At 41.7% G+C, this 12,631-nt stretch carries 10 protein-coding genes; 3 read left to right on the top strand and 7 right to left on the bottom strand.

What is annotated here, in order from left to right; translation table 11 throughout:
• Positions 1 to 144: 144 nt before the first annotated feature.
• The gene (locus tag AC0YOD_RS28955; RefSeq protein ID WP_475802795.1) at positions 145 to 321 is read right to left on the bottom strand and encodes a hypothetical protein; all 177 of its coding nucleotides are present in this window, start codon (positions 319 to 321) and stop codon (positions 145 to 147) included.
• A gap of 188 nt (positions 322 to 509) precedes the next feature.
• Positions 510 to 1,295 (bottom strand): alpha/beta hydrolase, encoded by a 786-nt coding sequence (locus AC0YOD_RS28950; RefSeq protein ID WP_475802794.1) that lies wholly within the window; start codon positions 1,293 to 1,295, stop codon positions 510 to 512.
• 222 nt (positions 1,296 to 1,517) lie between these two features.
• Here AC0YOD_RS28950 and AC0YOD_RS28945 point away from each other — a divergent pair, with 222 nt between their 5' ends.
• Together AC0YOD_RS28945 and AC0YOD_RS28940 are read left to right on the top strand one after the other, a co-directional pair.
• Positions 1,518 to 2,498, top strand: coding sequence for an aldo/keto reductase (locus AC0YOD_RS28945; RefSeq protein ID WP_475802793.1), 981 nt, complete (start codon positions 1,518 to 1,520; stop codon positions 2,496 to 2,498).
• Positions 2,499 to 2,665: 167 nt separating this feature from the next.
• On the top strand, positions 2,666 to 3,151 hold the full coding sequence (locus AC0YOD_RS28940) for a C40 family peptidase (RefSeq protein WP_475802792.1): 486 nt from the start codon (positions 2,666 to 2,668) through the stop codon (positions 3,149 to 3,151).
• 186 nt (positions 3,152 to 3,337) lie between these two features.
• Here the strand turns inward: AC0YOD_RS28940 and AC0YOD_RS28935 are convergent, their stop codons facing one another.
• Together AC0YOD_RS28935 and AC0YOD_RS28930 are read right to left on the bottom strand one after the other, a co-directional pair.
• The gene (locus AC0YOD_RS28935) at positions 3,338 to 8,788 is read right to left on the bottom strand and encodes a LamG-like jellyroll fold domain-containing protein (RefSeq protein ID WP_475802791.1); all 5,451 of its coding nucleotides are present in this window, start codon (positions 8,786 to 8,788) and stop codon (positions 3,338 to 3,340) included.
• Between the two features lie 372 nt (positions 8,789 to 9,160).
• Complete coding sequence (locus AC0YOD_RS28930; RefSeq protein WP_475802790.1) at positions 9,161 to 9,772, bottom strand: ATP-dependent DNA ligase; 612 nt, start codon at positions 9,770 to 9,772, stop codon at positions 9,161 to 9,163.
• A gap of 132 nt (positions 9,773 to 9,904) precedes the next feature.
• Between AC0YOD_RS28930 and AC0YOD_RS28925 the strand changes: the two genes are divergently transcribed.
• Entirely contained in the window at positions 9,905 to 10,114 is a 210-nt protein-coding gene (locus AC0YOD_RS28925; protein WP_475802789.1) for a small, acid-soluble spore protein, alpha/beta type, read from the top strand.
• A gap of 150 nt (positions 10,115 to 10,264) precedes the next feature.
• Here AC0YOD_RS28925 and AC0YOD_RS28920 read toward each other — a convergent pair whose 3' ends face one another.
• The 3 genes from AC0YOD_RS28920 to AC0YOD_RS28910 all read right to left on the bottom strand — a co-directional run.
• Positions 10,265 to 11,371 carry an SGNH/GDSL hydrolase family protein gene (locus tag AC0YOD_RS28920; RefSeq protein ID WP_475802796.1) on the bottom strand — a complete coding sequence of 369 codons (1,107 nt, stop codon included), beginning with the start codon at positions 11,369 to 11,371 and terminating at the stop codon, positions 10,265 to 10,267.
• Positions 11,372 to 11,440: 69 nt separating this feature from the next.
• Positions 11,441 to 12,277: a carbohydrate ABC transporter permease gene (locus AC0YOD_RS28915; RefSeq protein ID WP_475802788.1), complete on the bottom strand. Its 837-nt coding sequence runs from the start codon at positions 12,275 to 12,277 to the stop codon at positions 11,441 to 11,443.
• Between the two features lie 26 nt (positions 12,278 to 12,303).
• On the bottom strand, positions 12,304 to 12,631 hold a 328-nt coding region (locus tag AC0YOD_RS28910), incomplete at its 5' end, for a carbohydrate ABC transporter permease (RefSeq protein ID WP_475802787.1).

The following is a 12,631-nucleotide window of genomic DNA, read 5'->3' as shown; positions in this document are numbered from 1 at the left end:
CGAGGCAGTTTGTTACTCGTTGTTCAGTTTTCAAAGAGCAATCTTTTCTTTCTTGTTTTGCTCGCCGTCCGCGTGTATCTCTCGGCCGGAATTAGAATATACCATGTATGCCTAGACTATTGCAAGTGTTTTTTTAAATTAATTTCAATTTCTTTTATCATTAGCTTTTGGAATGAAATTATTCATTATATAATGATCCATTCCTTCATTCCATTTAACGCCATTAGCGTAACCTATTCTACTCTTACCCATCAGAACCTTAAAGCTATCCAGCTTAATTAAAACGTCGTTTAAAACCAAACCAAGAAAGTCTTGTTTCAAGCATCATCTAACAGAAATGTTTACAGCTTACACTTATCTTCTTCTATAATAGTCAACTCACTGCCCTAACCTATATGAAAGGAAACTATTCATTTCATTATTTCACATAAAATAAAAGCAGGCTTTATTTCTCCATAGAAGAGAAAACAGCCTGCTCCAATTCAATCATTCTATTAGTTAGAAGAAGATCATGATTTGACTAACGGTAACGTACGAAGGAAATCTTGTATATGCGTATCCCAATAACCCCAACTATGACCGCCTGGGCCTTCAGTATAAGTAAGTGGATAACCCGCTTCCAAACAAGCATCACGAAATGCCAGGTTATCTTGGTAAAGGAAATCTTCTGTACCGCAATATTGGAAGAGTGCCGGCTTAGGCGAATCGTTTTTTGCCCCTTCAGCTACAAGGTGAAGCAAATCCTCCTCGGTACCCGATATTTCTTTCTCTCCATATATAAGCTTGAAAAGCTGAGCCATTTGCGGCACCGGCGAATTCTTCATATGATTGGACATATCTAACGCTCCTGACAAGCTGCATGCAGAAGCAAAACGATCAGGATGACGAAGCGCCCATTTAAAAGCACCATAACCTCCCATAGACAAGCCTGCAACAAAATTGTCCTCACGTGCGTCAGATAAAGGAAAGAAGGATCGTGCGATTGTAGGAAGCTCTTCCGTCAGAAATGTCCAATATTTATTTCCAAATTCCATGTCGGTATAAAAGCTTCTATGTACATTAGGCATAACAACAGCCAAACCAAGCTCAGCAACATAACGTTCAATAGATGTCCTTCTAGCCCAAATCGTGTCATCGTCAGATAGCCCATGCAATAAAAAAAGCGTAGGATGCAGCTTTTGCGTACTTCGATTATTCATACCAATTTGCGAGGTTGTTTGCTGCGGTAATATTACAGTCATAGCTGTGCTTAGACCTAATACATCCGAATAAAAATTGCAAGTGATGAAAGCCATTATATATTCCTCCTATTGAATAAACTCATATGAATTGATTTATTTAATCTAGCATTAAAATAAATCACTTGTAAACAAACGAATTCATTCTATTACATAGATAAGACAACGTGAAACTGAAGGTTAGTTAGTGAACTTTTTTTCAGTGCTTATATGATTGATTAGACCAAGGTATAATAGAACCGTCAAACAACAAATAATATTTCCGGAGGTTGATGGAAAATGAAAATTATGCCACTAGAACGTCGCGGTATTTCCGATAGTCGTCTCGCACTTGGCTGTATGGGACTAGGTGGAAGCTGGGATCTTGCGGATCCAATTACAGCTGATCACGTCCGTCAAGCAGAGGAAGCTATTGAAGCAGCGTTATCAATTGGGATAACAATGTTCGATCACGCGGATATTTATTCAAGAGGCAAGGCAGAATCTGTTTTTGGACAAGTGCTTAAGTCCCAGCCTAAGCTTAGAGAACAAATTGTCATCCAATCCAAAGTAGGCATTAAGCTAGCCGATGGTACATTGCCAGGGCGCTTTGATTTTTCGAAAGAGCATATTTTACCTTCTGTAGATAGCATCCTTGAGCGACTTGGAACAGAGTATCTTGATGTTCTATTGCTGCATCGTCCAGATCCTCTAATGGAGCCAGATGAAATTGCTGAAGCATTTACGAAGCTCAAACTTTCTGGCAAGGTTCGTAATTTTGGCGTATCCAATATGAGCCCTGGTCAAATTCGCTTTCTACAACGTTCTTTGCCAGATCCAATCGTCGTTAATCAATTAGAGATGAGCTTGCTGCGTCATGACTGGGTTGACCAAGGAATTCATGTAAACCAAAAGGCAGGATTAGCAGATAATTTCGCTGAGGGACTTATGGAGTTCATGCAAATGGAGGATATTCAAATTCAAGCATGGGGCCCGCTTGCTCAAGGAAGATTTTCAGGTAAGATCTCGGAGAATGCTTCTGAAGCAGAAATCAAAACGTCTGCTCTTGTTAAGCAGCTAGCAGATGAAAATGAGACAACACCTGAAGCAATTGTTCTTGCTTGGTTGATGAAGCATCCTGCTCGCATCCAACCGGTTATTGGCACCGCTAATCCTAAGCGCATCATTGCTTGCCAAGATGCAATTATTCAATCTGAACGGATGACAAGAGATCAATGGTACAGTCTTCTTATTAGCGCAAGAGGCGTAAACATGCCTTAATGGATGAAACAAGCCCATTATTATTAATATTTTTTCATTTTTTTCTCATAATCGCTTAAATCCTTTGATTTTCCTAACCTTTTTCTCTCATATGCCAAAAATGCCCCTTTTTCGATGTGTTATAGTCAATACACATTAAACGAAACGCGGAGGGACACACTAACAGCATGAGAAAAATCAACCTAATGAAATCGATTGCCAAAGCAAGCCTTTGCAGCGCAGTCGTATTATCGGCAATCACTTTTGGATCGTTCACACAAAAAGCGCATGCGGCAACACCCACAACTATAGAACTTATTAGCACAGGCAAACAATATGTAGGCACACCTTATAAATTTGGCGCACCAGCTGGCGTTACATATGCATTCGATTGTTCATCTTTCACACAATTTTTGTTTAAAGGACTTGATGTTAACCTTCCACGCAACTCCACTGGACAAGCAACGGTAGGTAAGAAGGTAGCCAAGGGCTCTTTAAGCATGGGCGATCTTGTCTTTTTCAACACAAACGGCAAATCAATTAGTCACGTAGCCATCTACGCTGGAAACAACAAAATGATTCATAGTTCCTCCAGTCAAGGTGTTACCGTTACAAGCCTAAGCAGCAGCTATTGGGCGAATAAATATGTAACAGCTAGACGGGTATTGAACTAAGGTACTAAGATAACCTATTGTTTTAATAAAAAAGGATCTACTCTCGCTCTTTTGCGACTGTAGATCCTTTTTTTCACTTAATTAACAGGATCATTCATCCATTTAAAACGGAACAACTTCTGTTGATCATGATGAAGATTTGTTTCCTATCTCTTCTTAACCATATATGCGAAGAATGAAACAATATTATTTTGCTAAAACCGCTATTTCCTCGGCCGTTAACTTTTTATCATACATTCTGAATTCATCCATTGCCCCATTAAAGTTCTGATCCCAAAAATTGCCACCAATAAAGTGCTCATTAAAGCCTTCCTTCGTCCTTACATCAGAATCAGCCTGAGCAATAAGAACACCATTTAGATAGAGCGATGTTTTGCCCCCAGGGTTTACGGTCATCGCCATATGAGCCCATTCCCCAACAGGCAATTGATTGCTTGACGCAGCAGACGGTCTGCCTATGAACAAATTGGCGGTATTATTTAAACCAAGATTTAAATAGTAATTTAATGGATTGTCCGCGGATACAAATGTATCACTAAAATAAATACTTGACCACGCTTGTGACCAGCCATTCGCCTCCCCGTTCCATTTCACCCAAGCAGCAACCGTATAGGCTTGGTCACCCACTATCATATTTCGAGGCAATTCCAATGGAATATTGTCAAAAGCTGATCCTTGAGCTGCCTGTAGAAAGCTCACTGCCTTTTCACCCGCTAGACGTCCATCCACATATTGCACACGGTTGTTTCTAATCACTGCATGATTATCATTCCCACTGCTGTCTAACACATTGCCGTTGAAATCCAATTTAACAATTAATCCTTCCCCCTCTTGAAATGGAGGGATCCCATTCGTAACGGTTATAACAACTGTTCCTTTTTGGGTAAAATCTGTACTGGAATTAGCAGCAATAGTTACAACACCTGCAGATATTGCCGTAACTACACCCGTTGCACTTACTGTAGCAATGGAATCATCGCTTGAGCTCCATACTACACTTCGGTTTGCGTATAATGAAGTTTGCTCCCCAGCAACAAGAGTTTTTAAAGTTACATTCAATATGACGGTGTTACCCTCTTCGTATTGAGCAGCAATCTGCTCAGCCGTTAATGGTTTGCTGTATATCTTCAACTCATCCATCATCCCAACAAAAGGCGAATCCCAATAATTCACACCTAATCCAAATACGCCATTGTCGTTTTTGAAAACAAGAGGAAATTTGGTATTTGCAAACTTTTGCACACCATTGATATAGACTTTAACCATGCCTTTATCAACCGTAAAAGCTATATGGGTCCACTGATTCGTATTTATTTTCACACCTGTGCTGGCATCATACCATGCTGTACCGGACCAGAGCATCGTATCAGCCTTAGGGCCTCCTCTCGGTACAAAACTGATCCAGCTATCCAACGTTTGAGCACCGAAGAAGGTAGTCGTATTGGCAGTTACAATCGTTGGCTTAAGCCACATGGATACGGTATAGACATCGCTATTAATTAAACCATCAGGTAGTCGAATACCCGAGGAACCATTAAATACAATCCCATCACCAGTAATTCCCGTATTATAGCTTATTGCTCCACCTGTGTTATCAATCCTGTCTCCTGTGATTGTCCCGGCTGCTTTCCGATCCCATGCATCCGATAAGTCACCATCAAATGCAAAGTGAGCAATCAATCCATCTGTGACATTAATTTGATATGACGCTGTCACATGTCCACTGTCTTCAGCAGTCGCTGTAATTTTCGTTAATCCAATAGCAATTGCTGTGACCTCTCCTGTTGCCGCATTAACGGAAGCCACGCTATTATCCTCAGAAGTCCAACTAATCGACTTGTTTCCTGCATTTTCTGGCAGAATCGTAACTCCTGAAGTATACGTAACGCCAATCGCTAAATCTTTTTTCGTCAAATCTAATTCAATATTCGTTACGAGAACGGATGGATCTGGCTCAATATGAGCTAGTAAACCTATTTTCTCAGCGCTAAGAGCTAATTCGTAAATGCGGAGCTCATCAATCAAACCTTTATAAGGCGTATTCCAGTAGTTCACACCTAGAGCGAAGACACTGTTTGTATCTTTGAATACATCTGGAAAATCTTTACCTTGGTACTTTAAAATGCCATCCAAATATATTTTCACCGAACCGTTTGCGACAGTAAATGCAACATGCGTCCATTTATTAATAGATATTTGAGTACCCGCAGAAGCATCATACCAGGCTTCTCCAGACCAGAGCATGGAGTATTGCGTAGCATCTCCAGGCCCTCTTGGCACAAAACTTATCCAGCTTTTGTCTGAATTGGCGCCGAAGAAGGTAGTTGTAAATTGTGCAGCCTCAGAAGGCTTTAACCATAGGGAAACGGAATATTCATTCGTTGATATTAGTCCGTTTGGCAGCAGCACACCCGAAGCGCCATCGAAGCTTGCTGCTTTACCTTTTCCGGTTACGCCCGAATCGTATGTTATCAATCCGCCTTCATTATTAATTCTATCTCCTGTCACTTTCCCCTCGCCCTTTTCACCCGACAGCTGATCAATCAGATCGCCATCAAAATTATATTGTGCGATGAGTCCGTCTGCCAATGGATTTGCAGCTTCTTCAATTACATGCAATACAAATTCCTTTGTCGCAGTTTGAGCACCGACCGTAATGGTTGCTGTTAGTTTTACAATTTTGTTGCCAGTACCACTAGCAGGGCGAGTCACAATTCCTTGCGCCGTTACAACGGATGTATTTGATGATTCCCAAGAAATAGACCAGTTGCTCGCTGCTTTAGCCGGCAGACTTATGTTCGTTAAAATACGGTTTGTATTACCAATTGTTAATTGATCAGCTGCGTTTGCAGCCAACTCCAAATCTGTTAATGGCTGAACACCGCTTCCCCAAACTGCGATACCATTTTCAGAAAGTACAGTAAAAGCCATAGCGTATGCTTCTTGTGACGAATCCCATTGACGAATGAATACGCCCTTGTATACGGTTTGAACGACATTCCCATCAACCGTCTCATCAACAACTAACTTAGCAAAATAATCATCGTCAAGCTTCCATGTTCCTGTTACCGCACCAGAAATGGTTCCATCCCCGAGCAGCTTCACATACAATGACGGCTTAATATCTGCCGTAATTTCTTTGCCATGATTAATGTAGTGATAAGCGCCAACAACATCACCTTCGGAGATTTTGGCTATCGTTTCGCCAGTATAACGATGAGGAGCCACAACCGGCCATCCATCTTGATTCGTGAACATCTGATGGACGCGAACCTCATGCGCTTCCCCTCTTAAAGGAAAACGACTATGAAAAATATTAAACCATTTCCCTGTTGTCTCATCGATATAAGTTGAGTTATGTCCGGATGAAACATAGCCATACGTAGGGAAATCAGATTGTCCATTCAAATTGCTGAACACAAAATTTCCGAATAGCTTAACGCCGTATGGTGCAATAGCTTCATCATCGAAGAACGTTCCCGCAGCTCCATAGGCAGCAATCATATCTTTGCCTTCATAATCAACATAAGGCCCATCAGGATTTTTCGAACGAGAAACCCTCATATTGTAGCCGCCATCCGCGCCAAGTCCGCCAAACGTTACAAACAAATAATAATAGTCATTAGCTGGATTGTATTGAATATACGGCGCTTCAATTCGACTATGGTTCATGCCTAGCAGTCTTTTTCCATAACCTTGACCCTCTAGCGGGAATCCGGTTTCAGGATTCATCTCCAATATGAAAATACCGCCAGAATACGATCCATAAACCATCCACAGCTTACCGTCTTTATCGAAGAAAGTATCTGGGTCAACAACGTTTGGCTGTTTCGTTGCATCATAGTTAGGTGTGCTGCCACCTGATTTTAGGAATATCCCCTTATTCACATAGGGTCCTTCAATACTGTCAGCTACTGCAACTCCCATAGCTGAGAGCGGTTGATCTCCACGACACGCATTGTAATACATATAAAATTTTCCGTCGGCGAGTTGAATAACGTCTGCAGCCCAAAGCGTATCGGTATCTGCCCATTGGAGTGCTTCTGCAAGCTCTCTCAACACGTCGCTTTCCGCGCTTTTAAATAACTTATTGTCTTCTTTAACTCCGGAATCAATTAATGACCAATTCATTAAATCATTGGATTTGGCTGCCGCTAAATGAGATCCAAATACATAAAATGTGCCGTCAGTTTTGATAACGGAAGGGTCATGTACGGATACATTACTAAACACTGGCGCTATTGGGGATGGTGAAGCAGTTGGTTCTGGTGTAGATGTCGGTGTCACTGTCGGTACTGGTGAAGCAGTAGGCTCCGGTGTTAGTGTTGGAGCAGGTGTAGACTCAGGCACAACGTTAGATGGAGTCGTATCTCGTTCGATTTTTTTTCCGTTTTCGGAATCACTGCTTACCATTCCGCTTCCTGTGATCTTTAACTTGCCATCAAAATGAATAAGGATGTCTTTGATCACAGCCGCAGCATCTACATGCAGAGCTGTTCCATGCTCCAAAATCATTTTGCTGATGATGCCCTTCAATAATTTGATTGCAGATGTTGAGAGTGATTGCATTTCCACTAGATCAAAGCTTCCAACGAGCTCAACCGTGATAGCAGCAGCTGCATCTTCACGAATAATAATTTTAACAAAGCCAGCCCCAGTAAGTGTCGCATCCTCTTCCAGCTTTACGCCAGAAAGAACAAACACCTGAGCAATAACAGTACTACCGATCGTTATGATTCGAATTTTCCCGTTCGCTTTATCAACAACGACATCCGCTATAATAGAATCCTTTATTTTGATACTGTTCTCTCCACCGCCATAAACATGCAGCGTTCCTTTTACCGTTACATTTTCGAGTAAAATATCACCTTCAGAGATACCTTCCGTTAAATACAAATCTCCTTCGATTACCGTATCCTTCAAAGTAATATTTGCTTTATTTATGATTACATTTCGAGCAGAAACATTGGAATAGCTTCCTTCCTTCACTAATATCTCGCCCGAGATTCGGTTCAAGATACGAATGGCTTCTGCCCTTGTCATATTTTTGTTTGCTTTGAATGTTTGATCCTCGTATCCGTCAACATATCCTTCCGTAACTAAAGTCTCAACTGCCTTCTTGCTCCATTCTGGCAGGCTTACAACATCTTTAAGATTACTGGTTCCCTCTGCCGCCTCCTTTAAATGGAACACTTTAAACAAAATAACTGCTGCCTCTTGTCGGCTGATCGAATCTTTTGGACGTACAGTACCATCGCTATAACCGGATATGTATCCCGATGCAACCGCTTTCTTTATTTCATTATAAAAATAACTTGTTGCTGGCACATCTTTGAATGAAATGTCACTCTCATCAACAAAGTTAAACACTTTATTTACTAATGTAATGAACTCAGCTCGATTAATCGCTTGATTGGGTTTAAAGACACCATCACCGTATCCCGTTATAAGTCCCTTCTGAAACCAATTATCAAAATCCTTTTCCGCCCAATGTCCGCTGACATCAGAATCTACAGGGATAGACCTGCTGTTGTCAGTCGTCTCATCCAATACACTAGCTGCAGAAAGCAGCTGTGCAGGCAGCAGCATCATCATAATCAAAATCATTGCCATGTACTTTTTAATTTTTTGGTTCATTTCTTTATTTCCCCTCCCAATACAATAGTTAATTGCTAGCGCTTACATTTGATTTCAAAAAATAAATTTGCCTTACAATGTCTCTTATTGCTCTTACAAAGTTTTTCCTTTCGTCACAACAAAAGAATGAAATCATTAATCAATTACTAATTTCATTAACGATTACATTGTAACTATTTTCTCTAGAAATAGTCAATATAAATTTACCATCAAATTACAGAAATCACCTATTCAAACTTCACAGACATTCAACTATCAAGCCATACAATTGCGAATGGAAATAAAAAAAGGGTAGGATCAGCAAGCGCCAATTCCACCCTAGACTTTATCGTTTTATAAGATTAAAAATCATTATAGTTGTTAATATTTTCATTAACAAATCCGAGTATTTGGATATTCTCTATTCTTTATTTTCAACCAGCCGTCGGTTTTGCCTTCGGCATATATGCTGTCCTTGCGTTTACAAGAAACACCCTCCAGCTCTAATTGCTTGACGAAATCGAATAATGCCATTCCTTTTCCCTCTACGAATTGCATTTTCTTAAAATAAGCATTATCCTCCAATATAGCATCCAGCAGTCTTTTACGCTCCAGCAGCGGTGTTTCACGAAGGTCCTTGCCATTGTAATAAAGAATATCAAACACATAATAGCTGACCGGAAAGGCTCTCTTAGCATCGCGAATATGTGATTCTTTTTTCATTTTGTATCGATTGATCAATGTATCAAATTCTATTACACCCGTATCTGGATTGAAACAAGCAACTTCTCCGTCCAAAATGATATCAGCAGACTCTGCTAAGGGAACATTATGTAATTCCGGATATTGCCGTGTTACATCATTAAAATGTCTCGTGTATAAGGTCGCTTTATTAGCAATAAAAGATAGCTGCAGCCGATGCCCGTCAATCATGGGTTCAAACAAATATCTCTCGTCATCAAAAGGCTCCTTGTGCTCCATCATGAGCATAGGTTTTATAAACAAAATGATGCCTCCTCTCTTATATCCATTCTAGCACGGACTCCCTCCTCTATTGAGCGGTAAAATTAGGTGTATTTAACGAATAATCCATGTCATGTTGTCGCATAATACTTTCAAGAAAGGAGCTGAAAAAATATGGCAAACCGAACAAATCAACTACTTGTACCCCATGCGCGGGCAGCGCTGGAGCAGCTCAAATATGAGATTGCTCAGGAACTAGGCATTCAACTTCCGCAAGACGGCTACTATGGCAATATGACAACTCGCGATATGGGTTCTATTGGCGGATCTATTACTCGCCGGCTCGTTCAAATGGCCGAACAGCAGCTCGCGGGACGTAGATAACATGCCTGCTGCACAGGCCGTACAACTGAATTTATGGAGCGCTCAAAAACATGCTTAAAAGCAAAAAAGTTGGATTCGAGCGCAAATTCGCTCGAATCCAACCTTATGTTAACGCGGATGAATTTGCTGATCTATTAACTATTAAATCTCTCATAGCTTAAGCACCTTTTTAATAATTGGAGCAAGCGAATGGGCTATGCGAAGAAAACCGAGATCGGTCAGGTGAGTTCCATCAACCGTACATTCGCTAACGTCATCCTCACCAAGCAGCGTCGAGCCGTCAACAAAATGGATATTGTGGTCCCCTTCCATCCTCCTTTTTTCTACATTCTCTCGCTGAATGCTTCTTCGTTCTTCAAGTAACTTCTGCCTTTCTTCATCAAATAAATCACAAGCAGACCGTGTTTTGGATAGAATCAATATAGGAGTCTCAGGATGGCTCTCTCTCAGAATGCGAATGAAGACGGGGAGAGTGCGCTCTATGTTCTCGGAAGCCCCCGTGTTACCTTCATAATCCAAAATATAAAGGGCGGCGTTTTTGATATCAGCCATAATTTGAGCTAATTCAGGCTCGCCCTTACCGCGGCCAGAGAATCCAAGATTCACAAATGGCAGCGGGATCGATCGGCTAAGGATATTAGAGTAGGCCATTCCAGGCCGTGAAGCACATCCTCCTTGGGTAATGGATGTTCCGTATATAACGATAGGCCTATCGCTAGCGTAGGGGGGCGGTTCACTTACGGCAGCATCCTCATCTACACCTAGCCATACTTCTTCCACACCTTGATAAAGTGGAAAATTCAAGGTGACAGTAAAATCCTTTTTGGTTTTCCAATGAAACAGCTGTGATTCATATTCTTTATTCGTATGATTGAAATTAGCTGTGGCAATATACTGCTGTTTTCCAATATCACCCAGATAGCAATCAAACCCGCATTGCCCTGTAGCAGGCATGTGGTACATATTTCCTGTTCCAGCCAAGCGCACTTTAATAACCAAGCGCGAAGAATTAGTACGGAAGCGAATTTGACCACCTGCTGTACAATAGGCTAGCGTGTCAACCCCAGGCGGCAGAGGAGTCCCAGTAAGCAATGGCAGCCTACGGTATATACCATCTGATGTGAGCCAAGGAAAGCCGGTTATATGAAAAGGAGTTTTCAAAGGGGACAGCCATTTCAATGCTTCCCCCTCGTTTGGCTCCGAAGTTATTTTACTGTCCAATTTGCTTAAGTCTACCTCTTTAGATTGAATAGGCATATCCATATTGCTTACCCCCGTTTATTAAAAATTAGTTTGTTGTTACAAAATTCACTTTCAAACTCTCCACTATCCCTTCACCGCTCCCATTGTCGCACCTTCCATCAGAAGCTTTTGAAACAGCATATAAATAATAATGCATGGGATCATCGAAATGGTCACCCCGGCGAACAGCGTTACCCAGTCCGCAGTGTATTCCATCTGCTTGTTCGCGGAATACATTTGTACCGCTATCGGGTATTTCTTCGGATCACTTAAATAGATGAAGGGTCCCATGAAGTTATTATAGTAGCCGAGGAACTTGAAGACGGCTACCGTGACAATACCTGGCGTAGACAATGGAACAATGACTCGCCAAAATCGTTGAAACAGCGTTGCCCCGTCCATCGTTGCGCTCTCTTCCAATTCCTTCGGCAGCGAGCTCATAAAACCGCCCAGCAGCATGAGGTAAAACACACTCTCCCCTAAACTCGCCAACAAAATCAATCCGGTCAGACTATTGGTTAAGTCAAGCTCCCGCATGACGATATACTGAGGCACGAGCGCATTCACCCCAGGCAGGAATAATGACAGCATAATCAGACTCCATATGATCTTTCTTCCTTTGAATTCCATACGAGTAAGCGCATAGGCATTGATCGTCGTAAAAAACAAACCCAGCACCAAGCTCCCGCCCACATAATAGAGCGTATTAAGCAGTGATCGACCGAAGCCGTAATCATTCCAGGCCTTCGTATAGTTCTGCCATCGCAGCTCCGTTGGCAGCGCCCAAATATCTTGAAAAAACTCTGGATTACTCTTCAAAGATTCATAAATGACCCAAGCAAGCGGAAACAGTATCGTCAGCGCCCATAAGTACAACACGATGCGCCAGACCACATCCATCCATGTATGTTTTTCCTTCAATCCTATCCCTCCGAACTTTCTGAAAATTAAAACTCAACGTCCTTGTTCGGCAAAAACTTGTCCGTTAACAGCTTAGCTGTTATTAAGATGACAAATAGGATCATACCGATTGCGGAAGCGTAGCCATAGTTGCGATACTCTGCGCCGAAGGCCAAATTAAACATATACAGACCGATGACATCCGTTGCCCCGTAAGGGCCGCCATTGGTCATGATGAGAATATTCTCGAAGCTCTTCAAGGTCCCAACGACCAAAAACAGTGTAGCCACTTTGACAATGGGCATTACGAGCGGCATCGTGATTCGAAACAGCCTCGTCATATGTCCGGCTCCTTCAAGGATCGCTGCCTCATAC

This window comes from Paenibacillus sp. J31P13 (assembly GCF_056269295.1).
Note: the sequence above shows the minus strand (reverse complement) of the source record. Positions and strands in the feature narration are given on the sequence as shown.

Excerpts from the sequence above, each read along its gene's own strand:
- AC0YOD_RS28920 (WP_475802796.1), bottom strand. The coding sequence starts at position 11,371 with ATGCCTATTCAATCTAAAGAGGTAGACTTAAGCAAATTGGACAGTAAA.
- AC0YOD_RS28950 (WP_475802794.1), bottom strand. The coding sequence starts at position 1,295 with ATGGCTTTCATCACTTGCAATTTTTATTCGGATGTATTAGGTCTAAGC.
- AC0YOD_RS28935 (WP_475802791.1), bottom strand. The coding sequence starts at position 8,788 with ATGAACCAAAAAATTAAAAAGTACATGGCAATGATTTTGATTATGATG.
- AC0YOD_RS28925 (WP_475802789.1), top strand. The coding sequence starts at position 9,905 with ATGGCAAACCGAACAAATCAACTACTTGTACCCCATGCGCGGGCAGCG.
- AC0YOD_RS28940 (WP_475802792.1), top strand. The coding sequence starts at position 2,666 with ATGAGAAAAATCAACCTAATGAAATCGATTGCCAAAGCAAGCCTTTGC.
- AC0YOD_RS28945 (WP_475802793.1), top strand. The coding sequence starts at position 1,518 with ATGAAAATTATGCCACTAGAACGTCGCGGTATTTCCGATAGTCGTCTC.